The sequence below is a fragment of the Marinococcus sp. LNHM5E3-2.1 genome (genome assembly GCF_056034365.1).
Window position 1 is genome coordinate 1 of the sequence record NZ_JBQLIB010000006.1, and the last position, 26113, is coordinate 26113.

Genomic DNA, 26113 nt, shown 5'->3' on the forward strand with positions numbered 1-26113 from the left:
ATGCGCCATAACCCCTTTCCAGGCTATTTCTTTTTATCATAGCACAAAAAAACTGCCGACAAACTCTAAAATTAGAGCCATTGTCGACAGTCTGAAGCACGCTTTTACACAAAGCATGCTTTTCGTTACCGCTCCTCTATTTCTTCTTGAATGGACTGACCGAGATGGCGTCCCGGCTCATCGATTCTGCAGTAGATCCGATCTCCCGGCCGGCAGTCTTTTAAAGCCATCGGCTCATATTGATCCGTCATTAAATAAACGCTGTCTGCCCAATGCAGAGTAGCTGATAAATTTACGTCCCCTGCGCGGACCTTTATTCTCACGAGTTCGCGTTTTTCAATTTTCACCCTGCCTACCGGCACCTGGCGTGAAGCTGTACCTTCGTACACAGTTACCGGCTCATCATGTTCTATTTCTGCGAGATACCTTGTCTTCTCTTCTTCGAAAATATACTGATGTACAGCGCCGGCGTTGATACGAAACACGCGGGCTGGATACGTACTCGTTGTACGGTTTTCCGAAAGCGTATAAACGTACCCGTGCCCTGTGTCTCCGACAAGCAGACCTTCAGCTGGAGATAAGATATCTGCTGCGTCTATGCATACCCGCGATCCTTCTCCCATCGGCTCTATGGCTTCCACGATACCAAGTTTCCATACATCATTTTCCATCATACTCATCAGCACCCACTGCTTCCGGAGGAGCTTTTGCCTTCTTCCTCCATTTTCATTTTGTGTTCTCTTCCCCATTTTTCCAGTTCCCGAAGGAGAGATTCGAGTGACTCCCCGTAGCTTGTCAGGGAGTATTCCACTTTTGGCGGTACTACCGCGTAAGCGTGGCGCAATACTAAGCCGTCATGCTCAAGCTCTTTGAGCTGCTTGATTAATGTCTGATGATTAATCTGCTGCAGCTGCTGTTTAATCTCACTGAAACGGAGCGTTTTCCCGACGAGCTCCATTAGAATGACTGCTTTCCATTTCCCGCATACTTTGTCGAGCGTTATTTTTATATTTTCTCTTTCTTCTATGGTCATTCTTTCACTCCTTTAATCTAAAAAAAGACACTACTATATATTCCAATATAAGTATGTGCAAATATATTATATGTAGGTATTATAGCCTTAAAGTCAAGTGAATAAACGTTTAGAACCTGTTTCGTCAAAAAAGCAGCAGCCTCATTTAAGAGACTGCTGGCTTTTACTGTTCCTCTGCTATTTCTGAGAGCTCGGCCCAGCGTGTCATCGCCTGGTCCAGCTTTTCATTGGTTTCTTTCTGGATGCTGGACCACTTTTCGATGGCCGCGAGGTCACTGCCGCTCTGCTCCATCTGCTGCTCTGCTTCCGCCAGTTCATCTTCAAGGCGGGCAATACGCTCTTCGATCTGATCCCATTCCTGCTTTTCTTTATAGGACATTTTTTTCTTCTCCCCAACTGCGCTCCTAACAGCTGATGGCTCCGGCTTCTTCTCTTTACTTAGCGCCGGCCGGGAAGCATCCTTTTCTGAACTCATAAATTCTGAGTAATTTCCCTCGAATAAGGTAACCTGGGATGATTCATTAAAAACAAACAGCTTTTCAGCTACCCGGTCAAGAAAATAGCGGTCGTGGGAAACGGTGACGACTACGCCGGGGAACTGCTGCAGGTATTCTTCGAGTACGCTGAGTGTCTGCACGTCCAGATCATTTGTCGGCTCATCCATAAACAATACGTTCGGCTCGGTCATTAAAATACTGAGCAGGTACACCCTCTTTTTTTCTCCGCCGGACAACCGGGAAATATACGTCCACTGGTCCTCCCGTTCGAATAGAAAGCGTTCAAGCATCTGTTCGGCCGAAATACTTTCACCGTTAACAGTATAAATAACTTCAGCAATATTACGAATGTATTCGAGCACACGCTTTGATTCATCCAATTCTTCCTGCTGCTGCGAGTAGTAGCCAAGCTTTACAGTTGGGCCGTACACTACATTCCCCGCATCGGGGTCGATACGGTTGGCAAGAATGTTTAAAAGCGTCGTTTTCCCAGTTCCGTTTGGACCGACAATCCCTATTTTTTCTCCAGGGGTAAACATATAGTTAAACTGCGAAAACATATTCTTGTCTCCGTAGGACTTTTCCAGGTCCTCCGCCTCTATTACTTTCTTTCCAAGTCTCGTAGAACCTACCGGAACCTGCAGCTCTTCTTTTTTCGGCGGTCCCTCCTGCTGTTTCAAAGACTCCGCCCGCTCTTTCCGGGCTTTTTGTTTTGTACCGCGAGCTTTCGGCTGCTTCTGAAGCCAGGCCAGCTCCCGCTTTAATGTGTTCTGCCGTTTTGCTTCGGCGTGCGCTTCATTTGCTTCGCGCTCGGCCCGCTTTTCCAGAAACAGTTCATAGTTGCCGTCATATTCATACAGACGGCCGCGTTCCAATTCAAAGATTTTATTCGTTACTCTGTTTAAGAAATAACGGTCGTGTGTAACTAATATTAAAGCTCCATTATAGTTGGATAAATATTTTTCAAGCCAGTTAATGGACTCGTCGTCGAGATGGTTCGTCGGTTCGTCAAGAATAAGAATGTCACAGTCCTGAATGAGAGCCCGGGCAATAGAAGCTCTTTTACGCTGGCCACCGGAGAGTTCATTAATTTTCTGGTTATAGACCGTCAGCCCCAGTCTGTTTAACACCTGCTGGGCTACAGTACCTGCTTCCCATGCTCCGAGCTGGTCCATTTTCTGCTGGGCCTTCATCCACTGTTCCTGTGCAGCTTCACTTTCAGGCTCCTGCTCCAGACGGGCCTGAGCTTTTTCGTAATCTTTCACTGCTTTCATGATATCGGAAGAGCCTTCATACAAATAATCAATCAAATTTTCTTCCTCCGGCAGCTCAGGATCCTGTGGAAGGTATTCAATTCTCAGCTGTTTGGAGTGCTGAAGCTTTCCTTTTTCCGAAGAATCAATTTCAGAAATCACGCGGAGAAGCGAAGATTTCCCTGTGCCGTTAACGCCGATAAGTCCGATACGGTCTCCGGGCTCGATCGTAAATGAAATATGGTCAAACAGCACCTTGGTGCCGGTTGTCTGGTATAGATTTTCTGCTACAAGCAGACTCATGTTCTCACCGTTCCTTTCTCGTCCTTTCCTATCTTAGCATACTTGCTCGTGCTCCTGAAAAACACAGGGCTGTTTAAAGTCCAAAAAACAAAAAAGCACTTCCCATCAGGCTGGGAAAGTGCTCTTATACGAAAAATTAGATTTAGGAAAGATCCATTTTTTTCTTTTTGTTTCTTGGCGGACGGCTGTTTTTATTGGAGCCGTGGCCCTGCGGGCGCTTTTGCTTATATTTCGAGGAAGGCTTGCCCTGGCCTTTGGAACCCTTATTACGAAGCGGTGCTTCCGAAGTAAGTTTTACCGGCTCTTCTTTCAGCTCGCGTGAGTTCATTTTCAGCGCTGCTGCTACGATTTCTTTTGCCTCGTATTCGTTAAGCAGTTCTTCTGCTGTACGCTCCCAGTACTCATTATCATCGTCCTGCATTGATCCGACCAGTTTCTGTACAGCCTGTTGGGCACGCCCTTCAACTGCATCATTTCTCGTCGGCTTAGGCGCTTTTTTCAACTTAGCCTGTACGGTTTTTTCAATAAGACGCAGGTGCGTCATTTCTCTCGACGGTACGAAGCTGTAAGCTACGCCTTCGTTTCCTGCTCTTCCTGTACGTCCGATCCGGTGCACATAGCTTTCCGGGTCCTGTGGAAGATCAAAGTTGTAGACGTGTGTAACGCCGCTCACATCAATGCCGCGGGCAGCTACGTCTGTCGCGATCAACAGCTCAATCGTGCCTTTTTTAAATTTCTGAAGCACTTTGTCTCTTTGAGCCTGCTTCATGTCGCCATGAATGCCTTCTGCTGCATAACCGCGTCTTGATAAAGCTTCAGCGAGTTCATCCACGCGGCGCTTCGTACGTCCGAAGACAATCGCAAGCTCCGGCGGGGTATAATCGAGCATATTACAAAGAGTTTCGAACTTTTCCTGTTCGTTCACTTCAATATAATACTGATCGATTTTCGCCACTGTCATGCTTTTGTTTTTCACTTGAACCTGTTCAGGGTTAGTCATGAATTTATCTGCTACGCGCTTCAGCTTTGGAGGCATTGTAGCCGAGAATAAAAGCATCTGTCTAGGCTCTGGGATATCCTTTAGGATTTCTTCAATGTCATCCACAAATCCCATACTGAGCATTTCATCAGCTTCATCAAGCACAACCGTATTCATTTTTCCGAGATCAATCGTTTTTCTGCGCACATGATCCATTAAACGGCCCGGTGTTGCTACAATAATTTGCGGTTTTCTTTTCAGCGCTTTGATCTGACGCTGAATATCCTGGCCGCCGTAAACGGCTACTGCTGTAACACGTTTGTGCTTTCCGAGGCGGTTTAATTCTTCGGATACCTGCACAGCAAGCTCTCTTGTAGGTGCAAGTACAATTCCCTGCGGAGCATTAGCTGTTTGATCGGCTGCTTCAAGAAGCGGGATGCCGAAAGCCGCAGTTTTTCCTGTGCCAGTCTGTGCCTGACCAATAATATCCGTTCCGTTCTTCGCTTTTGGAATAACTTCCGATTGTATGGGTGTTGCTTCTTCAAATCCCATCTCTTCAATAGCTTGAAGAATAGGTGATTCCAATCTTAGTTCTGAAAATAAAGTCAAGTATATATTCCCCTTTTATGCTTATTCGATCATTTCGTATGAACTAATTAACATTACCATATTCATGAAAAAAAATCTATCTAATTTTCATTTTTCACAGCAATTAACTATAAATTCACACTGGTTGTTTAATTGTAATGAAAATGTAACATAAACTACATTGAACAGTTTATGTAAATGACGATATAATTAAATTACAAAATTTTCATTTAATTACGCGTATAATTATGTAAGGAGGACGGGCAAATGGCTGTGGGGAACAAATTTGCATATTTTGTTGACCGTTCCGGAAGACAAGTCACGGTGGGCACACTTAAAGATATCGAACAAATGGACTTAGGCCGTGGGCAGATTTATTATTGCGATTCTGAACAGGAGCTCCTCCAGGGCGTTAAAGAGTACTACCATAAAGAGTGTATCATCACCCTCCGTTCTCCAATGAATGATTTTAAAGAAAACCTTTCACGTTAATCTCTGCCCTGCTTTCTCTGAAAGCAGCGGTATACATATAAAGAGGGCCCGTTTTTTGCGGGCCCTCTTTACGTCTTTACTTAACTTCGGATTGAACTTTTACTTCAATGTTGTTTCGTGTAGCTTTGGAATAAGGGCAGTACTGGTGGGCAAGATCCACTAATTCGTCTGCTTCCTCTTTTGATACACCGCTGATTTCTACTGTAAGTTCAGCTGCCAACTGGAACATACCATCGGAGTCGTCCTTCTGCAGACTTACAGCTGCAGTTGTCTTAGAAGAAACGTCTTTATTTTTCTTGCTTGCCTGAAGGTTCAGCATGCCGTCAAAGCAGGCTGCATAACCCGATGCAAAGAGCTGTTCCGGATTGGATCCTGATTTGGAAGAACCTGAGCCCGGCTGTTCCAGATTCACATCAATCATTCCATCTTCAGAACGGACATGTCCTTCACGGCCACCTTCTACAGTAGCTTTCGAAGTAAATATTGTTTCTGCCATACATAACTCCTCCATTCAACTTAATAACGATTGATTCCAATAGTACCTATACACTTTTAATCTATTTTTTAAACATCCAGCGTTACAAAGTTATTTATTCGAACGCTTTTCACATAAGCTGAAGAAATAGTAAATACGGCAGTTGCCCATGGCAGGAAGCTGTTATAGAATCATTGAAGATTAATTAAAAATAACTGTCAGAAGGCTTTCCATTTCGAATAACAAATCCACAATAAAGGAGTCGGCGAAATCATGAATCAGGACTTCCCATTAAAAACCCCTACTAATTCTTTACTGCTCACAGCAGTTGACCATACCCGTGTTGGAGTTATCATTACTGATCCAGCTATAGAAGACAACCCTATTATCTATACAAACAGTGGTTTCTGCAATTTAACCGGTTATTCCGCCGGAGAAATTCTTGGAAGCAACTGCCGTTTTCTTCAGGGGCCGGAAAGCGACATTCATACTATTGAGCGTATGAGACAAGCCCTGAAAACATACGAACCCATTTCCATCGAAATTATTAACTACCGGAAAGATGGCACTAAATTTTGGAACGAACTCCACATTGACCCTGTTTATGAACCGGAAGAGGATAAATATTACTTTATCGGAGTACAAAAAGATATTACGAAACAAAAAAATGCAGAAAAAGATGCTTCAGAGTATTTCAATGAAATTAACCTTCTTTCTACCCCCATAGTTCCAATCATTAACAGCGTTTACGCCATGCCACTAATCGGCAACGTCGACGAGCAGCGACTGAAGATTATTTTCACCAACATTACTGACGTGATTCACAACTCAAAAGTAGAAACACTCATCGTCGACCTTTCCGGCCTTTCTACATTAAATGATGATATTATGAAAGGGATCTTCACTTTAAATGATCTTCTAAAATTGCTTGGCACTGAACTGATTGTCACCGGTATTTCACCAAGTCTTGCGGTACGATCCAAAGATATGGACTTCGATTTCTCCACTTTCCAGACCTTCGGCACAGTAAAGGATGCTATTCGTTTCAAACAGCGGAACAGCTGATATTAATATCATTAAAATTGATTCGCAAAATGTATTGCTATTGTTTGGAGGGCATGATACGATGAATATACTATTTTGATCCGTTAGTCAGAACAAGGTTAGGGTTTTAGCTTCTGAACTTGGTACTATGCGGTTTGCAAGATAAGTAACATTTGTGCCATGAGGCACGCAGGAGGATTATTTTTATGGAACAAGGTACAGTTAAGTGGTTTAACGCAGAAAAAGGTTTTGGCTTCATCGAACGCGAAGGTGCAGACGATGTTTTCGTTCACTTCTCCGCTATCCAGGAAGAAGGCTTTAAAACCTTAGAAGAAGGACAAACGGTAGAATTCGAAATAGTAGAAGGCGACCGCGGCCCACAAGCTGCAAACGTCACTAAAAACTAATTAAACCATACAAAGCCGCTCTCTCTCGGGAGAATGGCTTTTTCTTTTCAAAAAATTACCCATTCTTTAATATTTAAATATTAAAGTCTGTTGCTATAATTTGGGTGACATGATACAATGAAATTACTATTTTGATCCGTTAGTTTGAACAAGGTTAGGGTTTTAGCTTCTGAACTTGGAACTATGCGGTTTGCAAGATAAGTATTATTTGTGCCACAGGGCACGCAGGAGGATTATTTTTATGGAACAAGGTACAGTTAAGTGGTTTAACGCAGAAAAAGGTTTTGGCTTCATCGAACGCGAAGGTGCAGACGATGTTTTCGTTCACTTCTCCGCTATCCAGGAAGAAGGCTTTAAAACCTTAGAAGAAGGACAAACGGTAGAATTCGAAATAGTAGAAGGCGACCGCGGCCCACAAGCTGCGAACGTTACTAAAAACTAATTAAGCCATATATGAACCTCTCTCCTTTTTGGAGGGAGGTTTTTTCTTGTTGATTCCAACATGCGGATACATAAAAAGGAATACCCGAAAGCCGGGTATTCCTGCATGGTGCTCTTTTTAAGCGTTAGCGGCGTCTAAACGTTTCAAGAAATGCATGTACAATCTCTACTGATTGAAAAGCAAAAATACTGAGTGCCGAAAGGGATAAGAGCCCCATTATGACAAAGCGCATATTCTGAACCAGATGCAAAGCCCACATGATTATCCCTCCTTTGATATATATCTATCATACTCCCCTGTCACATGTTTGCAACAATTTTATGTTATTTTCTAACATATCTTCTGCCTTACTGTGGTTCAATGAATCTCCATTGTTTTAATGGCTGGTTTTAATTAAAAGGAAACCATTTTTTCACTTTATTCTTCCAATACCTTACGGAAATATATTCAAACACATAGGTTAAAATTAAGCCATATAAAATGACCCCAAATAAACTCAGCACTACCATTGTCCCCTGACCGACTGCAGTAACCGGCTCAATGTTAGAGCGCCCAAACATAACCAGTGCCATAAGCACGCTCAAAGCAGAGGTCCACAATGAATCTGCAGGAGGTTCAATGCCCCAAACCCAGAGCACAAAACAAACGTACAATATTAAAATACCGCCCCAAACGTAATATTGCCGCTGACGGCTTAAATAACGAATAAGCGGCATCGTATAAAATTTGGTGATCGTCTTGAGGCGAAAAAGGTGAATAATTCGTGCCAGGCGTGCGAATTGAAAAATCGCATCTGCCGGTATAATTGCTATTAATAAAAAAGGGTGGGATTTTACAAATTCCCATTTCTTTTCTGCACGAAAAAAACGGAAAGCATAATCAAGCGTAAATAACGCCCAGGTAGTCCAAATAATATAACCGGATACTTCTGTCTCGTACCAGATCGTCCCTACAGAGAGAATGGCAAGTATAACCATAATCGCCTCGTATAATCGCTGTCCGAACCCCTGGTCTTTTTTTTCGCTCATTATCGACGACTCACTTTCCTGCCCGTTATCTTCTCAGCTTTATTTAATCGTACTATTCTATGAAAAAAACAGCAAATTTTCTATTGCACAATTCGCTGTTACTGGTTATAATAGAATTTGTCTTGCGGATGTGGCGGAACTGGCAGACGCGCACGGTTCAGGTCCGTGTGAGCTTACGCTCTTGGAGGTTCGAATCCTCTCATCCGCACCATTTCTTATATAACGAACACACCAGGCTTTCCAGGCTGGTGTTTTTTTATGCTCTTTTTCACTTTATTTTAGCACGTCGCCCCCCTCAGAGCATCTTTTTGTTATTAGTGTAAGCAGTGGGCGAAGACGGGTATTGGAAATACAGCACTAATCAATAACTATATGTCAGGAGGATCAAGGTGAGCAGACAATTGGCAGAATGGCTTAAAGCCTCCAATTACAGTATTGTAATGACCGGTGCCGGAATGTCTACGGATAGTGGGCTCCCTGATTTCCGGTCTGCGTCAGGCCTTTGGAACAATTATGACCCAAAACAGCTTGCCACAGTTGAAGCACTCGAGCATCAAAACGAAGCATTCACAAAATTTTATCAATGGCGACTGCAGTCTCTGCTCGATGCATCACCTAATAAAGGGCATGAGATCTTAGCTCAATGGGAACAACAAGACCTCCTCCAGCACGTAATCACCCAAAACGTAGACGGCTTTCATCAAGCCGCCGGCCAGCAGCACGTTTCTGCTTTGCATGGCAGTCTGCGGGAAATTAATTGCCATATTTGCGGTCGGCAGGCATCGCAGGAGGATTTTTTAAACGGGTCTTCCCATTGCCCAAATTGTGGTGGCAAACTCAGACCGGGTATTGTCCTATTTGGTGAAATGCTTCCGGAGCAGGCTATCCAGCAGGCTCAGGAGGCAACCGCAGCCTGTGATTTATTTATCGTTCTCGGCTCAAGCCTGCAGGTAGCCCCTGCTTCCCTGTTTCCAATGGAAGCAAAAGAAAGCGGAGCCAGGCTTGTTATTGTAAACCAGGAAGAAACAGAACTCGATTCATGGGCGGATTTAACATTTCCCGGAGCTTCTATTCAAAACGTGCTCACCAACACAAACAGTCATTTATAGCTAAAAGGAGCTTCCAGAATCGACTGGAAGCTCCTTTTTACGAAACAGTATTCGTTTTTACTTCTAAATACTGTATTAATATATGCGCCAGTTTTTAAGCCGCCCGGGCATCTTGTGCTTCCGGATCAGGCTCTACTTTAAGCGGCACACCACTATCTCCACCCCTTGCTTGCGACACGGATCTCTCATTATGTCGAGCGCCTCCCCGTATTTCGGGTACATGGAAGCGCACGATCCAAACACCCCTGTCTGTAAACCTTCCAATAAGCTGTCTATATGTTAAAATAGTAAATGATAATCATTTTCAATATAGGAGGCATTTCTTATGACTGATATAGCCAGCACTCCACTCGCCCAGACAATCCAATCCCGTCGAAGTATTAAGAAATTTACAGACCAGCCGGTAGATAAACAAACCATCCTTGAACTGCTCGAAATATCCAAATGGGCGCCCGATCATGGCGTGCGTGAGCCGTGGCGCTTTCTGCTGTTTCTTGGCAGCGGGACGGAAAAACTAGCAGAAGCTCTCGCCGATTATCAGGAGCACGAAGGCTCGAAAAAACCCGAAAAAGTACGGGCCCAAATTTCTGAGCTTCCCGGCGCCCTGCTTGTCGTTAATCAGGCCGAGCCAAAAGTGAAAAAATGGGAAGAAGATTTTGGCGCAGCCTCTACCCTTATCCAAAACTTTCAGCTGTTAAGCTGGGAACAAAATATCGGCATGATTTGGAAAACTGGTGATTATATCTATTCAGACCGCTTCAAGCAATCGCTCGGCATCGATCCGGATGAAACTATTGTCGGCATGCTGCAGCTCGGCTATTTTGAAAAAACACCAAAAGCCAAACCGAGAACGCCCATTGAAGAAAAGATTAATATTTTTGAGTAAAACACTCATTTTTCATCAAAAAACCTCCCTGAACGCAGGAAGGTTTTTTTCGTATTAACAGAACGTATCCTTTGGCTTTGGTACAGAAAGACCAAACAACGGCCGTAAAAACAGAGCCAGAAATGTGCCGGCTAAGGCAAATACTGCCCATACATAGCCATGTACACTAAAGGAAGCAATGCCGCCAAAGTAAGCACCAATGTTACACCCGAAAGCGAGCCTCGCTCCGTACCCCATCAAAAGACCGCCGATAATGGAAGCAGAAGCATTACCAATCGTCACTTTCGTAAACTTAAACAGTCCACCTGCGGCTGAAGCAATAAATGCGCCTAAAATAACACCAAAATTCAGTACAGTAGTGGAATCAGCAAAAATTGTAGTCTGCAGTGCCTGCGCGCTTTCCCCGCTCCAGTAATCCCAGCTCGAAGCGTTGATACCTACAGCCTCGGCAGCTTTGGAGCCCCAAAGTGCAAACGCCGAAGTAATGCCCCACGGCTCGCCGCGCGTAAGCAGGGTTAAAGCGTTTAATACAGCAAGTACTACTGCTGCAATCATCATAGGCCAGGAACCGCGGAAAATCCGTTTCCAGCCGCTAGCCGTCGGCAACGTAGCCATTGCCGGAGGATTTTTCTTTTTATCGATAATTAATGTTACTGCGATGACAGCAGTGAAAATGAGTAAAGATACTATCCAGGCCCCTGTGTATCCGAGACCGGTCGACGTAGCCAGCGAAATTGAGCCAAAGGAAGGCGTATCATCTGTCCAGAACGAAAGATGATATGCCCCAACGGTGGAGCCAACGATGAAAAAGAGCAGCGTAATAAACATGTTCGTCCGGCCGCCTCCTACTGCATACAGCGTTCCGGAAGCGCAGCCCCCTCCAAGCTGCATCCCAATACCGAACATAAACGAGCCAACGACTACGCTCACGCCGACAGGACTGACGTACCCGGACACGTCACCGCCAAAAAAGGTGGAGCCAAGAGCAAGAATCGGGGCAAACAAGGTTACCGCTGCTGCAAGCATCACCATATGGGCCCGCAGCGCCTGGCCATTACCTACAGACATTAAGCGGCGAAACGCCGAGGTAAATCCAAATCTGGCGTGAAAAAGTGTATATCCCAGAAGAAGGCCGATCGTAAGCAGAAGCGGCTGTACGATTGACTGGGTTAATGCAAGATATAACGTTAAAATAGCAAATACGATTAACCCCCCGGTAACCAGCTTGTTCTGCGGTGCTCCTAGTTTCTTGGAAGCTTTTTCGGCAGTCTCCTGCTGGGACACGGGCTGTACTGTTACTGCCATTATAATCCCCCATTCCTATCTTTTTAGTCAGTTTTACGTTCTTTATCTTAAATATTTTTTTAAAGATAGTCAAAGATGTTGCTTTTCTCAATAAAAGCTAATATTATTAATAAGTCGAAACTTAAAGGTACTTAAAAAACTTGATCGTTTTAAGGTGGTGAGAATAATGGATGAGAAGAAAATATACATTCAGCAAACCGCGATGCAGCTTTTTTCCAGCCAGGGCTTCTTTCACACTTCAGTACAGGATATTGCTGAAGCATGCCGGATGTCTAAAGCTTCAATTTATAAAATATTTCATTCCAAAGAAGATATTCTCGCCCAAATTGTAAGAGATAATTTAAACCACATTATTCACCGTGCCAATTACGCCCGCAATGAGGAGTCCAAGCAGCCAAGGGATCAGCTTATTGCTAAGCTGTCGAGAGAAATCGAAGGCCTCGTTGAGCACCGCGAATACGTCTGGATGCTTTATCAGTCTGCTTCCATTAACAAACAATCTGATAAAATTAAGGCCCTTTTAAAACAGGGGCAGCTCATTATGGTGAACTGGCATAAAGATACACTTCTTGAGACGTTTGGATCCGATATAGAGCCTTTCGTATGGGACCTTGCGATATGCATGCAGGGTATGAGCAAAGAAATGATCGCCTTTGCTGAAAAAGTTGACCGGTACCATTTTGATTTCGGACAGCTCGCTGAAGTATTAGTTACCAGTATTGAAAGTATTATCAAACACAAAACCTCCTCTACTTCTATGTTTTCGAGAGAAAATATGGAGCCATTTAACCTTCAGGGGCATTACGGAGAGATTGACCAGGTGGAGCTCTGGGACCGGACCATCCAGCAGGTACGGGCCTTTATCAATTACCGCTTCCCTTCCTATGAAAAAAAGCAATGGGTCGAAGCAGTAGACCGTTTAAATCAGGAGTTCTACGAGTCTGAGCCTGAAACGATTGTTATGGAGTCCCTGTTTTGTTTTCTCGAGAAAAAGGAAGATCTACAAGTTAATATTAATATTCTGCGGGAGATTATTCAGTAACTTCAAGGCCCGGTATCGTTCATTTGTTTCGGTTTTCTTGCTATACCGGCTCTCAAAATCGCACAGTCAAGCTTCAAACCGTCAGCACAAAAAATCAGATGTTTGTTTTCTTTAAAACAAGTTTCTTGATTTTTCCTGTAGCTGGCGTTATTATATGCTGATGAAAACTAATAAGTACTTTAAAAACTAACTCGTTTTATAAATGATTGATAATCGTGAAATGCATTACATCGAAGGAGGGCTTTTCATGCCTGAAGAAGCAGCTACACAAATACCTGCGAAAACAAGAAATTTAATCATCGCGGTATTTCTTACCGGAGCGTTTATCGCTATTTTAAACCAGACCCTGCTTGCTGTGGCCATTCCGAGCATTATGGCTGATTTGAACGTGAGCGCCAATACAGCCCAGTGGGTAACGACCGTTTTTATGCTCGTTAACGGGATTATGATTCCGATTACCGCCTTTCTTATTGAAAAATTCACCACACGGGGACTGTTTTTATTTGCTATGTGTTCCTTTGCACTTGGGACACTGTTTGCAGCCTTGTCTCCAACTTTTGGACTGCTCATGGCCGGCCGGGTTATTCAGGGCGTTGGCGCCGGTATAATGATTCCATTAATGCAGACGTCCATTATGACCATGTTTCCTATTTCCCAACGCGGTCAGGCCATGGGCCTCGCCGGACTAGCTATCGCTTTTGCTCCAGCATTCGGTCCTACCCTTTCCGGCTGGGTTGTGGATTCGTATTCCTGGAATACGTTATTTTACATTATTCTCCCGATCGCTATTGTAGACATTATTTTAGCTTACTTTTTGCTGAAAAATGTAACCGAGCTTAAACATCCAAAGCTCGACTTATTATCTATTATGCTGTCAACAGCCGGATTCGGAGGCTTATTGTATGGATTCAGCGCTGCCGGAAACAGCGGCTGGGGAAGCTCCACTGTATTAACTACCCTTGCCGTAGGCGCTGTTGCCCTGTTCCTGTTTATATGGAGACAGCTTCATGTGGAAAGACCAATACTCGAGTTCCGGGTCTTAAAAAATCCTATCTTTACGTTGACTGTCGTTGTTGCCATGGCCTGTTTTGTTTCTATGGTTGGCTCCCAGACCCTTATTCCGCTTTATGTTCAAAACGCACGCGGCTTTTCCGCCCTGGACTCCGGGCTGATGCTTTTACCGGGCGCTCTTTTAATGGGAATGATGAGCCCTATTACCGGAAGAATTTTCGACAAAGTCGGTGGAAGGGGTCTCGCGATTACCGGGCTTTCTCTGTTAACGGTCGGCACCATTCCTTATATGTTTTTAACAGAAAACTCCTCTATCGCCTTTTTAACAGCTATGTTTGCGCTTCGTATGTTAGGTGTCGCCATGGTTATGATGCCAATGACGACTGCCGGACTGAACCAGCTTCCTAATTCATTAATTGCTCACGGAACGGCGATGACGAATACGCTTCGTCAGGTAGCAGGCTCGATTGGCACAGCTGTTCTGATTACCGTCATGTCGCAGAGCGCTTCGGGAGCGGCACAGGCAGGCGAGGTGTCAAGTCAGACCGAAGCCTTGATCCACGGTATCAATGTGGCTTTCTTTGTAGCTTTAATCGCTGCTATTGTAGGTCTGGTGCTTTCATTCTTTCTTAAAAACACCAGACCGGATACAATGGAAAAACGTGATATACGCGGAAGCAAAAGCAGCACGAGGGAAAGCAAAGCGTAAGATCGTTATTTTCAGCAAAAGCACTCTCAGCCTTGCCTGGGGGTGCTTTTTACTGTATTAACCGTGAAAATATTCTGTAAAATGCCTTGACACTTTAACGCAGAAAAAGATATAGTTTGGCTACATGAATACCTCTAACGAAAAGATTAAGAGGTCATTCGATAGCTACTGGAAGGGAGTAAATAATTTAATGACGACATGGACCAGCAGCAACCTGGGCTACCCACGGTTAGGTGAAAAACGCGAATGGAAAAAAGCATTGGAATCCTACTGGAAAGGAAAGCTTGACGAGGGTTCTTTTCAACAACAAATCCGAGAACTCCGATTGGAATTCTTGAAAAAGCAAAAGAAACGCGGCGTGGACTCCATCCCTGTCGGCGATTTCTCTTTGTACGATCACGTGCTCGATACGTCCGTGATGTTTGGGCTTGTGCCAGAGCGCTTTGACGCTTCCGAAGGCTACTCCTCCCTATCTACATATTTCGCTGTAGCCCGGGGCACGAAGGCATCGCCGGCGAGCGAAATGACAAAATGGTTTAATACCAACTATCACTACATCGTGCCAGAGCTTCAAAACGCAAAGCCGCGCCTTGTAGATAACTATCCACTAAAAGCCTATCAGGAAGCGGTAGCTGAATTAGGTATTGAAGGGCGTCCATACCTAATCGGCCCATATACTTTCCTGAAGCTTTCCAAAGGCTACGAAGAGCATCAGTTTGAACAGCTGTTCAACGATCTTCTGCCATTGTATCAAAAGGTGCTCCAACAGCTGCAGGATGCAGGAGCAAAAAGTGTTCAAATTGATGAACCGGCTTTTGTACAGTCTTTTCCGGAAACAGATATTCCGTTAATCCGGAAGGCGTATGAATTATTCAACCGCGAAGTACCTGAACTGGATCTGTTTGTGCAAACGTATTTCGACAGCGTTTCTCATTATAAAGACATTATCTCTCTTCCAATTGCAGGGCTCGGTCTTGACTTTGTTCATGGCGGGGATGGCAACTGGGCGAATGTGCAAAACCACGGCTTCCCTTCAGACAAAATACTGGGTGCGGGTGTTATTGACGGACGCAACATCTGGAAAGCAGACGTTGATGCCACTGTCGCTTTTGCCAAAGATATTCAGGCAGAAACAGGTAGTGAAAATATTGAAATTCAGCCGTCCTGCAGCCTTCTGCATACACCGGTTACAACCAAACACGAAACGCAGCTTGATCCGCTTTTGCTTGATGCACTTTCTTTTGCTGACCAAAAGCTTGAAGAAATCGACCTCATAACACGCACACTAAACGGAGAGGACACGAAGGCAGAGCTCGAGCAAAACTCTGCCCAGCTTGATCGTGTTAAAAACGCTCCGTGGCGACAGGAAGCGGCCGGTAACGCTGCAGCAGACATTCCTTCCTCCCGCCCGCTTTCGTTCGAGGAAAGAAGTCCGCTTCAGCAGGAAAAGTTTCAGCTGCCAAAGCTTCCGACCACGACAATCGGAAGCTTCCCGCAGACACGTGAAGTCCGCGTGGAACGCCGGCGGGTGAGGAAAGGTGAAATTTCCGCAGAAGAATATGAAACGTACATTCAAAATAAAATGCAGGAATGGGTCGACATCCAGGAAGAAATAGGACTCGATGTTCTCGTGCACGGAGAGTTTGAACGTACCGATATGGTAGAATTCTTCGGAGAAAAACTGGGCGGATTTGCATTCACCTCCAACGGCTGGGTGCAGTCCTATGGTTCCCGCTGCGTCAAACCACCGGTTATTTACGGAAATGTGGAGTTCAAAGAGCCGATGACCGTAAAGGAAACCAAATATGCACAGACGCTAACCGAAAAACCGATGAAAGGAATGCTTACCGGGCCGGTAACAATTTTGAACTGGAGCTTTGAACGTAATGACATTCCGAAAAAAGAAGTAGCCTTCCAGATCGCCCGGGCACTTAACGATGAAGTACTTGCGCTCGAAAACGAAGGTATTGAGATGATCCAGGTCGACGAGCCCGCAATTCGTGAAGGCCTGCCTCTAAAGAGAGCAGAATGGGATGAATACCTGGAATGGACCGTCCACGCCTTCCGCCTTTCCACTTCTTCTGTTAAAGATACTACCCAGATTCACACGCACATGTGCTACAGTGAATTTCAGGATATGATTGAATCGATTCGCGCGCTGGACGCCGACGTTATTTCAATTGAGACCTCCCGAAGCCATGGGGAGCTTATTGAAACGTTTGAAACAGCTGTTTATGACAAAGGCATCGGACTTGGCGTCTATGATATTCACAGCCCGCGTGTCCCAGATGTTCAAGAAATGACTCAAATGATCGACCGGGCCCTGCGCGTGCTTCCGAGCAACCTGTTCTGGGTTAACCCAGACTGCGGACTCAAAACACGTGACGTGCCGGAAACGATTGAAGCCCTTAAAAATATGGTCCGGGCTGCGGAAGAAGCCAGAAAAAACTTAGAGCAGCACGCATAATTAACACTACGAAAATAAGGCCCGGCCTTCCGGGCCTTATTTTCGTACGGAAAGGATATCTCATTTATGACTGTTACTACTGCATTTTTAAATAAACGATCCGATTACAAAAAAGCATATGAAGTTATCAAATCCCTGCGCCCTTCTCTCAGCTGGGAAGCCTTCAACGATTACCTCTCCCGTCACCCCTCCTACCAGCTGATTGCTTTAAAAGAAGAAGGGGTGGTTGTCTCAGTAGCCGGAATTGAGCTTTTGGAAAGCCTCGCCTGGGGTAAACACGCATGGGTTCATGAGCTTGTGACTTCAGAGAGTGCGAGATCCAAAGGTCATGGCGAAACTCTGCTCCGTGCCGTTCACCAGCATGCAGAAAAACACGGATGCACAGAAGTGATTCTAGCCTCCGGCCTGCAGCGCACTGACGCCCATCGTTTTTATGAACGGCTTGATTATCAAGCATCGAGCTACGTTTTCCGTCACACTTTATAGCGCAAAAGAGAAACTCTGCCCCGTAAAAGGCAGAGTTTCTTTTTATCGCTGCTGCTTTTGTTTTTTCTTTGGATTCTTTTCTTCCGAATTGAAGCTGATCAATGCTGGTATTAACAACGGCAGTACAATCAGTCCAAAAAGCAGAAGTCCGGTAATGACGACCGTAGCTACTTCCAGAAGCGTAAGCACTCCTGACGGAAGCATTGCTGCAAACGTTCCTGACAAAATGATCGCTGCTGTAATAATTACCGTCCCCATTTTAATCATCGCCGTCTGCATGCCTGTACGCACGCCGGCTTTTGCTTCTTCATTATACCTGCTTAACAGGAAGATGGAATAATCCACCCCGAGTGCTACAAGCATAACAAATCCGAAGAATGGTACCGGCCAGGCGATACCCGGATATCCAAGCCCGTTTACAAAAATCAATTCTGTCACAGCCATTGCTGTAAAATACGCGAGTACAAGCCCGCCGATAATGTACAACGGCTGGATAATATTACGGAGCAGAATAATCAGTATCGCAAAAATGCCGATAAGAACGATTAATACGGTCCGGTCAAAATCACTGGAGCTGACCGACTGCAGATCGCTGTTCACGCTCGGTACGCCTCCGTATTCGATCGTCGTGTCTTCAAGCGGCGTGCCCTGCGTGTTCATTTCTACAACCTCTTTAACTTCTTCTGCACTTTGGATTGCTTTTTTGGAATAAGGGTCTGCGTTCAATCCAACTTCAATGGTCATGCCATTTTCATTGTCGAATACATAATTGGATGCGCCGTCCTGGAAATCTTCATTCTCAATGGTATCCTCAGGAAGGTAGACGCCGGTGCCTTCAACATAATTTGCTTCAGACACGTCTCCGGTAAAGGTTTCCGCGCTTTCGAGGCCGTCACTGATTTCAGTCAGCCCATCGCGGGAATCGGCCACTCCGTTTTCAAGTTCACCGAGCGTTTCAGAGAGCTGTGCCAGCTCTTCTGTCTGCTGATCAAGCTCCTGCTGCCCTTCTTCGAGACCGCTTTGAATTTCTGTAATCTGCTGACTGATCCCGGTCAGCTGTTCCGAAGCTGCTGCTGCTTCCTGCGGGGAAGAAGCATTTTCCAGCTGAGAGCTTACCTGCTCGAGCGCCGTGTTAACCTCTCCGAGACCGTCAGCGGCTTCCTGCAGAGAGGAGTTTTCCGTGTCACTGTTTCCAAGCTGATCCTGAATGGAGCCCAGACCATCTTCGACCTCCTGCAGTCCGCTTTCGGTTTCTTCAATCCCGTCACGGGCATCACTAATACCCGTGCTTACATCTTCGAGCTGATTGTTTATATAAAAATCGTCAATAACGTCTCCGGCAGGCCGCGTAGCGCTGCGTACCGCCTCTACTTCATCTAAATTGGCAACAGAGCGGCTCAAGTCCTCTACATGCGCCAGTGTACCCGGCTCCATAACCGATTCATCTGATTCAATGACAATCTGCATTGGAAGTGCCTGCCCGGAGCCGAGACCTTCCTCAATTAGGTTAAGACCGGTAACTTCTTCCGTGTCCTGGTCTATTTCATCAATCGTATCGTAAGACCGCGAGTTATCGAATGTTAATAATAGCGGTACTGTGACGACAGCGACCAGGAGAATGGCAAGCAGCGGACGGAATACCGAAACACGGCTCAGCCATTTCCATATTTTACTGTCAGCATGGCCGTTATGAAGCTTCGATGGCCAAAACAAAGCCCTTTTTAATGTCAGCATAAAGAACGGCAGAATTGTCCAAAGAATGCCCGTTAATACGACAATGCCGACCGCCACCCCGACGCCGGACTGAAAGACGGAGAAGTTGGCGAAGCCTATCGCCGTAAAGCCGACAAGCACGGCGAGGGCACTGTAAACCATCGTTTTACCGGCTGTTTTGTACGTCCGTATGATCGCTTTTTTGTAATCAAGGCCTGCAGCCAGCTCCTCACGGTATCTGCTCAAAAGAAGTATACAATAATCTGTACCGATCCCAAACAGCACTGCGACAAGGAAAATCTGAGTATAGTTTGACACCGGAAAATTAAACCAGTCTACTAAATAAGCGATAATCGACTGGCTGATCAGATACGTAAGGCCGACCGCCACAAGCGGCACGAAGGGAGTAATAACCGCACGGAAAACGACAAACAACAGTGCAAGAATTAACACTACGGTAATCACTTCTGTACGTTCCAGTCCTTCCTGGCTCGCTTCATTTACCTGCTGGTTTAAAAGCGATTCTCCAGTGACATACATTTCCAGGTCCGAAGCTTCGTTGAGGTCCCGAATCTCTTCAGCGGCATTAACCGCCGTATCATTGTCTCCTTCTATGGAGACCGGAATGACGACGACATTTTCGTCAGAGGCAACAAGCTGTTCCTCTGTTTCTTCACTCTCAAATGGATTTGTAATCCCGGAAATCCCTTCAATGTTTTCATCTTCGATGGAAGTAATCAGCGATTGAATATTGTCCTGTTCCTCTTCATCCACCTGATCTTCTGTTTGAATTACCGCACTGATGGTGTTACCGCCCTCACCGTTGTCATCGAGTATTTCCTGAGCCTGGGAGGACGTTTCTTCCTCCGGTATTTGCAGCGTCTCTTTGTCGGCTGCCAAATTGGATAGACTAGGAGAGACGACCGTAAGCACTACGGTAAAAATAAGTATTAATGAAGCTATCCACCAGCGAAACTGTAGTATTGTTTTCATCTTTGCTGTCCACCTTTTTGTAGTATGCTCCGTATTTTATGAAAAGTCTGGATAAACTGCTCCACTTCCTCTTCGTTTATGTCCTGAAGCAGATCGGACACATATTCATTTACAAGACGCGTATGCCGCTCATGAGATTTTTTTCCTTCATCGGTAATTTCTACGTACTTCACCCGCTGGTCCTCACTGCTGGGTACAAATTTCACATAGCCGTTGTTTTCCATTTTTTTCAGACGGTTGGACAATGCGCTCTTTCCGACAAGCATTCTGTTTTGTATTTCTGTCGACGTCATCGCTCCGTATTTCATTAAAAAATCAAGCAGTTCCACCTGCTCCGGAGAAATTTGATTTAATAAATTATCAGGTATTTCATTAGTTATACGATTTCTGCCGAGAATCATCACTTCGGCAAACAGCTCCACCGCTTTTTCCATTTTTTGATCCTTCATTAGTACACCCCCTGAACTATATAGTAGTTTACCCCCTGAACTTTTATTCGTCAAGTATTAAAGGTTTAAACTATCCCTTTTGAAGCAAAAAACGCCCGGAGCCGGACGTTTCAGTCGTTCATATGTTCAATACCTTTGGAAAGGACCTTTTCTACGTTCGTTAAATGAGCGCTCATTGCTTCTGCAGCTGCTTCTGGATCCTGCTCGTTTATCGCGGTATAAATCCGCTGGTGTTCGTCAAGGAGTCGCCGGAAGGAACGTTTTTCCGAAAAGAGCCATGCTTTTCTCGTTTCATACATTGTTTTCTGCATCGTGTCGGAGAGGCGGCCCATCATCTGTTTTAATAACGTATTTCCAGAAGCTTCGACGATCGCAAGGTGGAAACGGACATCTGCCTGTTCCCCGAGATCATCGGTCCCGCCTGCTGCCTGCGTCATTTGCTCCAGAGCAGTACGCATCTGCACGAGATTCTCCTCCGACCGCCGGACTGCCGCAAGCTCGGAAGCTCCCTTTTCAAGCACATGCCGGACTTCGAACAGCTCCTTCATCTCCTGTTTCGAGATGAGAGTGCGGCTGTTCATCATTTCTGTGATAGTGGAAAAGTCATACTGATTCACAAATGTTCCTTCACCCTGTCTTATGGTTACAATTCCCACAGCACGCAGAGCGCTTAATGCTTCCCGGACGGCCGAACGGCTGACGTCAAATTTTTCCGAGAGAGCGACGACAGAGTCCAGCTTCTCTCCAGGTTTTACTTCGCCGCGTTTGATCATGTCCTCGATTTTTTCCCGGATTACTTCGGCTATTTTTTTCGTTTCAATACGATCCATGGTCATCGCCGCTCTTCCTTCCGTTCACTATTTACCGCTATTGTACCACCCATAGAGTGCACATACTACGTTTTGCATCTATTATAGATAAGGTCATCACATGAGTGGACTTTGCTTAATTTTATATATTCATTACTATGTGAAAAAAGTTTTGTTTTTTCCACGTAGACGATTGTCATTTCGGAAGGAACAAGTTAGAATTTATAACAATGGTTTTCTCTAGTACTTTGCAGCAAAGGTGGAACGTTTTATGTTATCTTTCTTTATCGCTATTATCCTGTTAATTGCCGGCTACATCGTTTACGGATCCTTTGTGGAGAAAACGTTTGGCATCAATGACCGCAACAAAACGCCTGCTTACCGTAACGAGGGGCATATCGACTACTCTCCTCTCAGCTGGTGGCGCGGCAGCCTTATCCAGCTGTTGAATATTGCTGGTCTCGGGCCAATTTTCGGTGCACTGCTCGGTGCGCTGTACGGCCCCATCGTATTTTTCTGGATCGTACTCGGCACCATTTTCGCCGGTGCCGTACACGACTATTTTTCCGGAATGCTTTCTCTCCGTCATAACGGTGCACAGTTTCCGGGACTTGTAGGCAAATATCTCGGGCGTCCGATGCAGAGCTTCATCAATATCGTCAGCATTTGTTTGATGATCCTTGTAGCCGCCGCCTTTATCGCGGGGCCGGCTGAATTGATTGCAAGCCTCACACCGCTAAGCTTTCTTACCGCCATTTTTGCTATTTTTGCATATTTTTTACTGGCTGCCCTGCTTCCGATTCAACGGGTCATTGGAAAGATTTATCCTCTTTTCGGGGCAGTGCTTATTTTTATGGCGGTCAGTATTGCCGGTGCGCTGGTATTTTCAGATGTAACGATTCCAAACGTTACGCTTGCCAATCTTCACCCCGATGAACTCCCGGTATGGCCGATGGTGATGGTAACAATTTCGTGCGGGGCTATTTCCGGTTTTCACAGCACCCAAAGCCCAATTATCGCCCGCACGCTGAAAAAAGAATCAGAAGGACGCAGGGTGTTTTACGGGGCCATGATTGCCGAAGGTATCATCACCCTTATATGGGCAGCAGCCGGCATGGCCTTCTTTGGAGGCACCGGCGGGCTTCAGGCAGCCATAGCGGCCGGAGGCCCTGCAGGCGCTGTCAACGAAATTTCTACGAGCCTTCTTGGTACACTGGGCGGGGTACTTGCTGTTCTTGGCGTCATTTTGCTTCCTATTACGACAGGCGACACTGCTCTTCGTTCTTCAAGAATGATGCTTGCAGAGCTAGTGGCAAACGCTGTTTCCCTAAAAGGAAAGCCGCTTTTAATTCTCACCGTTATTCCAGTTGTTATCCCAGCCCTGTTTTTATCTATGATCGATTACTCATTCTTGTGGAGATATGTAGGATGGACCAATCAGCTCGTCGCTACCGTGATGCTGTGGACCGGCTGCATGTACCTGCTTTACGCTGGCAAAAATCATTTCATTTGCGGCGTACCGGCGATGTTTATGACAGCCGTCGTCTGTTCCTACATTTTTTACGCGCCGGAGGGACTCGGTCTTCCGTACGGCCTTTCTATGACGATCGGGGCCGTACTGACAGTGTTCGTGCTTGCATGGTACATCTGGAAAGTGATCTCCGTTAAAAGGCAGACCGCATACGACCAGGTCGAAAAATCTATATAAATGCTTTTGGCTGCCTGCTATTGCGGGCAGCCTTTTTCACTGAAGGAGAGGCTGATGAAAACGCTGCACGTTCATGCTAAACTGAATACAGACGTGAAATTTTTATAAAGAAGGCGGCTTACCATGCACTACTGGAGAAAAATTAAACGGCGACTGATCGGCGGCAGATTGATCAAGACCGGTATAGCCGTTCTGCTCACTGCCTATATATGCGGCATTTTCGATCTCCCGCAGGCTTTTGCCGTTATTACAGCCATTGTAACCCTTGAACCGACAGCTGCTGCTTCTATACGTAAAGGCGCCCAGCGGCTTCCTGCCACCGTCATTGGGGCGGCTCTGGCAATGATTACCGTTTATTTATTCGGACCAACCCCGGCAACGTATATGATTGCTTCTGTGCTGACACTTTATTTCTGTAATATGCTGCGGCTTCGGGACGGGATGCTCGTCGCAACGATTACCGCAGTGGCAATGATCCCCACAGCGAGCGATCATTATTTTTTAACTTTTGTAGAACGTGTCGGCACAACGTTTATCGGCCTTGCGATTTCTACAGTAATTAATTTAACGATTCTGCCCCCAAAATTTTCTTCTTTGCTCGCAGAACAGAATCGTAAAATGTTCGTGGAGACCGCTGAAATTTTTGAGATGCGGCTCGAGGAAGTAATGAATGGCCGGTCTCCTTCTGCACAGGTAATGGAAAAATACCATCAGCTGGAAAGTGACCTGGAGCGGGCAATCCAGCTTTCTTATTACCAGCAGGAAGAATGGAAATATCATAAAAAAAAGGATACTGAGGCAAGAAGGTTCACACGGGAGCAGCGCCAGCTCCATTTTTTAGAGCGCATAAGCTATCATATTAATCGTTTATTTAATTTCGAAACAGATGACGGCACGTTTACGAAAGAAGAAGTCCAGCTGATTGGCGACATTATTCCGGCGATGTCACAAACGATTCATCACTTCGGGGAACGCATATCTGATGAACAGTTCCGGCTCATTGAACGTCTGGACCGGTGCTTTTGGAAAAAACGCCAGCACGCATCACGGCCGAACATAAAAAAATATCACCATCATTTTTCTACCGACGTTATTATTATCTTCGCCCTCCTCTCTATTCATGATGTCCTCGAAGAGCTTGAAGAACTTCATTTTCCCGAACAGTCCGAGCAACAGCAAGCGCCCCGGCCTTCGTAAGGCACGGGGCGCTTCATTTATTATTGTTTCTTTTTAGGATTTACTGAAGGAGGATAAAAATTTCACTCTGTCCCCCATTGGAGGCGTCTGTTCATCAACAAGCTGGATTTCCAGCACAGCCGGACAATTATCTGAACAGAGACTTTCGTAAAGCCCGGGAGTAATATCATCCATGGAACGGACGGTGGCATACTTTACTCCCATCTGTTCGGCGATAGCTGCAACCGGCACCATCGATTGTTCAAAACGGTCGTGCATTCTTCCGTATTGAAGCCGGTGTCCGTGATACACCATCCCGAGCCTTGCATTATTCATAACGATAAAAAGAATAGGCAGCTGATATTCTTTGGCCGTCAGCACCTCCATGCCATGCATAAAAAAGCATCCATCTCCCGTAATACTTGTAATAGGACGATGTGGTTCGGCAAGCTTTGCTCCAAGCGCATTGGAAATTCCCGAACCCATGGCACCAAAATGAACGTTGATGTCAAAAGTATCCGGTTTTTTCACTTCCATGTAGTGAATCACATAGCTCATAAACTCTCCAATATCCACTGTAAAAAGCGTATCCTCCGGCATATGGGACTGGAGCTGCTGAAGCACGTTCTGGGTTTCATATTTTTCGTTTACTGATTTTTTCTGAACGCCTGGCCGCTGACGCCCGGCTTTCCCTGCTTCCGGAAGGCGAAGACGCCTGTTAATTTCCCCAATAGTCGTGCGCACATCTCCGAGCAGGGAAATATCCACTTTATATTTGCGGTCGAATACCGTTGGATCGTGGTCGAGCTGGATTACAAAGCGCTCAGCAGCCAAAGCCGGATTCCAGTTGTTCGTAGCCGTTTCCCCGAGACTGGAGCCGATAACGAATATAATGGAATTATCGCTGTTTTCCATTACTTCCGTAGCTGTTTCATGTCCGGCAAACCCGTAAACACCATATGCGTTCGGATGATCGGATGGTACAAGCCCTTTAGCCTGCGGCGTAGTAACGACCGGCCAGTCCAGGTAATCCACAAGATTCATAACATCAGGCAGGGCATCCTTTGCTCCCTGGCCCAGGAAAATGATCCCCTGACGGTTACTGGAAAGTACCCGGGTGGTTTCCGATACATTGCTTTCCACCGGAGACAGCCGGCGCTTCTCCGGGTATTCGAGCAGCTCAGTGCTCCCTTCGAGCATGGATAATTGAATATTGATCGGGATCGCTACGTGCACTGGCCCTGGTATGCCGGCGAATGCTTTACATACCGCTTCTTTAAACACTTCACGCACTTCGTGAATACTTTCCACCCGCCGGCTGTATTTGGTCACCGGAGTAAACATCGGGACAACATCGAGCTCCTGTGAAGCGTTCAAGCCAACGGTCGATGTCGGTACAGAACCGGTAATAAAAAGTACGGGAGTCTGCTCTCTCATTGCATTTGCTGCCCCGGAGAGAAGATTCGTCGCCCCGGGCCCGCTGCTTGCTATACACACCCCAAGCTTTTCCGAACGCTTCGCGTAGGCGGAGGCCATATATCCGGCCGCCCCTTCATGCTTTGTAATAACCGGCGTAATATTGTCATGCTCATACATTTTATCAAAAAGAGCGTTCACCGATCCCGCCGGAATACCAAATACATAGTCCAGTCCATCCTGCCGCAAATAATCAATTATCCACTGAGCTGCTTTCATTCTGTTTATCCCCC

The 26113-nt window shown here is 45.8% G+C and carries 23 protein-coding genes and 1 tRNA gene; 13 read left to right on the plus strand and 11 right to left on the minus strand.

Going from position 1 to position 26113, the window contains the following annotated elements:
- Positions 1-125: 125 nt before the first annotated feature.
- The 4 genes from ACTRXH_RS08540 to cshA all read right to left on the minus strand — a co-directional run bounded on the left by ACTRXH_RS08540 (position 126) and on the right by cshA (position 4674).
- Positions 126-680, minus strand: coding sequence for a 3-dehydroquinate synthase II (locus ACTRXH_RS08540; protein WP_474281665.1), 555 nt, complete (start codon positions 678-680; stop codon positions 126-128).
- Complete coding sequence (locus ACTRXH_RS08545) at positions 680-1033, minus strand: winged helix-turn-helix transcriptional regulator (protein ID WP_022794628.1); 354 nt, start codon at positions 1031-1033, stop codon at positions 680-682. The genes ACTRXH_RS08540 and ACTRXH_RS08545 overlap by 1 nt, the downstream gene beginning before the upstream one ends.
- Positions 1034-1196: 163 nt before the next feature.
- Complete coding sequence (locus ACTRXH_RS08550; protein WP_474281667.1) at positions 1197-3086, minus strand: ABC-F family ATP-binding cassette domain-containing protein; 1890 nt, start codon at positions 3084-3086, stop codon at positions 1197-1199.
- Between the two features lie 142 nt (positions 3087-3228).
- On the minus strand, positions 3229-4674 hold the full coding sequence (gene cshA / locus ACTRXH_RS08555) for a degradosome RNA helicase CshA (protein ID WP_474263666.1): 1446 nt from the start codon (positions 4672-4674) through the stop codon (positions 3229-3231).
- A gap of 246 nt (positions 4675-4920) precedes the next feature.
- Between cshA and ACTRXH_RS08560 the strand changes: the two genes are divergently transcribed.
- Positions 4921-5145, plus strand: a complete 225-nt coding sequence (locus ACTRXH_RS08560; RefSeq protein WP_322526021.1) for a hypothetical protein — start codon at positions 4921-4923, stop codon at positions 5143-5145.
- A gap of 76 nt (positions 5146-5221) precedes the next feature.
- Here the strand turns inward: ACTRXH_RS08560 and ACTRXH_RS08565 are convergent, their stop codons facing one another.
- Positions 5222-5641, minus strand: a complete 420-nt coding sequence (locus ACTRXH_RS08565; RefSeq protein WP_474263670.1) for an organic hydroperoxide resistance protein — start codon at positions 5639-5641, stop codon at positions 5222-5224.
- Positions 5642-5893: 252 nt separating this feature from the next.
- Between ACTRXH_RS08565 and ytvA the strand changes: the two genes are divergently transcribed.
- The 3 genes from ytvA to ACTRXH_RS08580 all read left to right on the plus strand — a co-directional run bounded on the left by ytvA (position 5894) and on the right by ACTRXH_RS08580 (position 7513).
- Positions 5894-6685, plus strand: coding sequence for a YtvA family blue-light photoreceptor (ytvA, locus tag ACTRXH_RS08570; RefSeq protein ID WP_474263672.1), 792 nt, complete (start codon positions 5894-5896; stop codon positions 6683-6685).
- Positions 6686-6870: 185 nt separating this feature from the next.
- Positions 6871-7071, plus strand: a complete 201-nt coding sequence (locus ACTRXH_RS08575) for a cold-shock protein (protein ID WP_027847408.1) — start codon at positions 6871-6873, stop codon at positions 7069-7071.
- A 241-nt stretch (positions 7072-7312) separates the two neighbouring features.
- Positions 7313-7513, plus strand: coding sequence for a cold-shock protein (locus tag ACTRXH_RS08580; protein ID WP_027847408.1), 201 nt, complete (start codon positions 7313-7315; stop codon positions 7511-7513).
- Positions 7514-7902: 389 nt separating this feature from the next.
- Here the strand turns inward: ACTRXH_RS08580 and ACTRXH_RS08585 are convergent, their stop codons facing one another.
- Positions 7903-8541 carry a hypothetical protein gene (locus ACTRXH_RS08585; RefSeq protein ID WP_474263674.1) on the minus strand — a complete coding sequence of 213 codons (639 nt, stop codon included), beginning with the start codon at positions 8539-8541 and terminating at the stop codon, positions 7903-7905.
- Positions 8542-8665: 124 nt separating this feature from the next.
- Between ACTRXH_RS08585 and ACTRXH_RS08590 the strand changes: the two genes are divergently transcribed.
- The 3 genes from ACTRXH_RS08590 to ACTRXH_RS08600 all read left to right on the plus strand — a co-directional run bounded on the left by ACTRXH_RS08590 (position 8666) and on the right by ACTRXH_RS08600 (position 10536).
- Positions 8666-8752, plus strand: a tRNA-Leu gene (locus tag ACTRXH_RS08590).
- Positions 8753-8930: 178 nt separating this feature from the next.
- The gene (locus ACTRXH_RS08595) at positions 8931-9650 is read left to right on the plus strand and encodes an NAD-dependent deacylase (protein WP_474281669.1); all 720 of its coding nucleotides are present in this window, start codon (positions 8931-8933) and stop codon (positions 9648-9650) included.
- A 325-nt stretch (positions 9651-9975) separates the two neighbouring features.
- Positions 9976-10536, plus strand: a complete 561-nt coding sequence (locus tag ACTRXH_RS08600) for a nitroreductase family protein (protein ID WP_474281671.1) — start codon at positions 9976-9978, stop codon at positions 10534-10536.
- A gap of 54 nt (positions 10537-10590) precedes the next feature.
- Here the strand turns inward: ACTRXH_RS08600 and ACTRXH_RS08605 are convergent, their stop codons facing one another.
- Positions 10591-11841, minus strand: coding sequence for a YeeE/YedE family protein (locus ACTRXH_RS08605; RefSeq protein WP_474281673.1), 1251 nt, complete (start codon positions 11839-11841; stop codon positions 10591-10593).
- 166 nt (positions 11842-12007) lie between these two features.
- Between ACTRXH_RS08605 and ACTRXH_RS08610 the strand changes: the two genes are divergently transcribed.
- The 4 genes from ACTRXH_RS08610 to ACTRXH_RS08625 all read left to right on the plus strand — a co-directional run bounded on the left by ACTRXH_RS08610 (position 12008) and on the right by ACTRXH_RS08625 (position 17556).
- The gene (locus ACTRXH_RS08610; protein WP_474281675.1) at positions 12008-12883 is read left to right on the plus strand and encodes a TetR/AcrR family transcriptional regulator; all 876 of its coding nucleotides are present in this window, start codon (positions 12008-12010) and stop codon (positions 12881-12883) included.
- A gap of 247 nt (positions 12884-13130) precedes the next feature.
- A complete protein-coding gene (locus tag ACTRXH_RS08615) occupies positions 13131-14603 on the plus strand; it encodes an MDR family MFS transporter (protein WP_474263685.1) in 1473 nt (490 codons plus the stop codon).
- Between the two features lie 190 nt (positions 14604-14793).
- Positions 14794-17070: a 5-methyltetrahydropteroyltriglutamate--homocysteine S-methyltransferase gene (gene metE / locus ACTRXH_RS08620; protein ID WP_474281677.1), complete on the plus strand. Its 2277-nt coding sequence runs from the start codon at positions 14794-14796 to the stop codon at positions 17068-17070.
- 66 nt (positions 17071-17136) lie between these two features.
- The gene (locus ACTRXH_RS08625; RefSeq protein ID WP_474263689.1) at positions 17137-17556 is read left to right on the plus strand and encodes a GNAT family N-acetyltransferase; all 420 of its coding nucleotides are present in this window, start codon (positions 17137-17139) and stop codon (positions 17554-17556) included.
- A gap of 42 nt (positions 17557-17598) precedes the next feature.
- Here the strand turns inward: ACTRXH_RS08625 and ACTRXH_RS08630 are convergent, their stop codons facing one another.
- The 3 genes from ACTRXH_RS08630 to ACTRXH_RS08640 form a co-directional block, all read right to left on the minus strand.
- Positions 17599-20262 (minus strand): MMPL family transporter, encoded by a 2664-nt coding sequence (locus ACTRXH_RS08630; RefSeq protein ID WP_474281679.1) that lies wholly within the window; start codon positions 20260-20262, stop codon positions 17599-17601.
- On the minus strand, positions 20259-20711 hold the full coding sequence (locus ACTRXH_RS08635) for a MarR family winged helix-turn-helix transcriptional regulator (protein ID WP_474281681.1): 453 nt from the start codon (positions 20709-20711) through the stop codon (positions 20259-20261). The genes ACTRXH_RS08630 and ACTRXH_RS08635 overlap by 4 nt, the downstream gene beginning before the upstream one ends.
- Before the next feature lie 110 nt (positions 20712-20821).
- Positions 20822-21547, minus strand: coding sequence for a FadR/GntR family transcriptional regulator (locus tag ACTRXH_RS08640; RefSeq protein WP_474281683.1), 726 nt, complete (start codon positions 21545-21547; stop codon positions 20822-20824).
- Between the two features lie 244 nt (positions 21548-21791).
- On the opposite strand from ACTRXH_RS08640, the gene ACTRXH_RS08645 reads away from it, so the two are divergent.
- Positions 21792-23228 carry a carbon starvation CstA family protein gene (locus tag ACTRXH_RS08645; RefSeq protein WP_474281685.1) on the plus strand — a complete coding sequence of 479 codons (1437 nt, stop codon included), beginning with the start codon at positions 21792-21794 and terminating at the stop codon, positions 23226-23228.
- A gap of 123 nt (positions 23229-23351) precedes the next feature.
- On the plus strand, positions 23352-24425 hold the full coding sequence (locus tag ACTRXH_RS08650; protein WP_474281687.1) for an FUSC family protein: 1074 nt from the start codon (positions 23352-23354) through the stop codon (positions 24423-24425).
- 33 nt (positions 24426-24458) lie between these two features.
- Here ACTRXH_RS08650 and ACTRXH_RS08655 read toward each other — a convergent pair whose 3' ends face one another.
- Positions 24459-26099, minus strand: coding sequence for a thiamine pyrophosphate-binding protein (locus ACTRXH_RS08655; RefSeq protein WP_474281689.1), 1641 nt, complete (start codon positions 26097-26099; stop codon positions 24459-24461).
- Positions 26100-26113 lie beyond the last annotated feature (14 nt).

Coding starts and splice junctions, on each gene's coding strand:
- ACTRXH_RS08540 (WP_474281665.1), bottom strand. CDS start 680: ATGAGTATGATGGAAAATGATGTATGGAAACTTGGTATCGTGGAAGCC.
- ACTRXH_RS08545 (WP_022794628.1), bottom strand. CDS start 1,033: ATGACCATAGAAGAAAGAGAAAATATAAAAATAACGCTCGACAAAGTA.
- ACTRXH_RS08550 (WP_474281667.1), bottom strand. CDS start 3,086: ATGAGTCTGCTTGTAGCAGAAAATCTATACCAGACAACCGGCACCAAG.
- ACTRXH_RS08560 (WP_322526021.1), top strand. CDS start 4,921: ATGGCTGTGGGGAACAAATTTGCATATTTTGTTGACCGTTCCGGAAGA.
- ACTRXH_RS08565 (WP_474263670.1), bottom strand. CDS start 5,641: ATGGCAGAAACAATATTTACTTCGAAAGCTACTGTAGAAGGTGGCCGT.
- ytvA (WP_474263672.1), top strand. CDS start 5,894: ATGAATCAGGACTTCCCATTAAAAACCCCTACTAATTCTTTACTGCTC.
- ACTRXH_RS08575 (WP_027847408.1), top strand. CDS start 6,871: ATGGAACAAGGTACAGTTAAGTGGTTTAACGCAGAAAAAGGTTTTGGC.
- ACTRXH_RS08580 (WP_027847408.1), top strand. CDS start 7,313: ATGGAACAAGGTACAGTTAAGTGGTTTAACGCAGAAAAAGGTTTTGGC.
- ACTRXH_RS08585 (WP_474263674.1), bottom strand. CDS start 8,541: ATGAGCGAAAAAAAAGACCAGGGGTTCGGACAGCGATTATACGAGGCG.
- ACTRXH_RS08600 (WP_474281671.1), top strand. CDS start 9,976: ATGACTGATATAGCCAGCACTCCACTCGCCCAGACAATCCAATCCCGT.
- ACTRXH_RS08605 (WP_474281673.1), bottom strand. CDS start 11,841: ATGGCAGTAACAGTACAGCCCGTGTCCCAGCAGGAGACTGCCGAAAAA.
- ACTRXH_RS08610 (WP_474281675.1), top strand. CDS start 12,008: ATGGATGAGAAGAAAATATACATTCAGCAAACCGCGATGCAGCTTTTT.
- ACTRXH_RS08615 (WP_474263685.1), top strand. CDS start 13,131: ATGCCTGAAGAAGCAGCTACACAAATACCTGCGAAAACAAGAAATTTA.
- metE (WP_474281677.1), top strand. CDS start 14,794: ATGACGACATGGACCAGCAGCAACCTGGGCTACCCACGGTTAGGTGAA.
- ACTRXH_RS08625 (WP_474263689.1), top strand. CDS start 17,137: ATGACTGTTACTACTGCATTTTTAAATAAACGATCCGATTACAAAAAA.
- ACTRXH_RS08630 (WP_474281679.1), bottom strand. CDS start 20,262: ATGAAAACAATACTACAGTTTCGCTGGTGGATAGCTTCATTAATACTT.
- ACTRXH_RS08635 (WP_474281681.1), bottom strand. CDS start 20,711: ATGAAGGATCAAAAAATGGAAAAAGCGGTGGAGCTGTTTGCCGAAGTG.
- ACTRXH_RS08640 (WP_474281683.1), bottom strand. CDS start 21,547: ATGACCATGGATCGTATTGAAACGAAAAAAATAGCCGAAGTAATCCGG.
- ACTRXH_RS08645 (WP_474281685.1), top strand. CDS start 21,792: ATGTTATCTTTCTTTATCGCTATTATCCTGTTAATTGCCGGCTACATC.
- ACTRXH_RS08650 (WP_474281687.1), top strand. CDS start 23,352: ATGCACTACTGGAGAAAAATTAAACGGCGACTGATCGGCGGCAGATTG.
- ACTRXH_RS08655 (WP_474281689.1), bottom strand. CDS start 26,099: ATGAAAGCAGCTCAGTGGATAATTGATTATTTGCGGCAGGATGGACTG.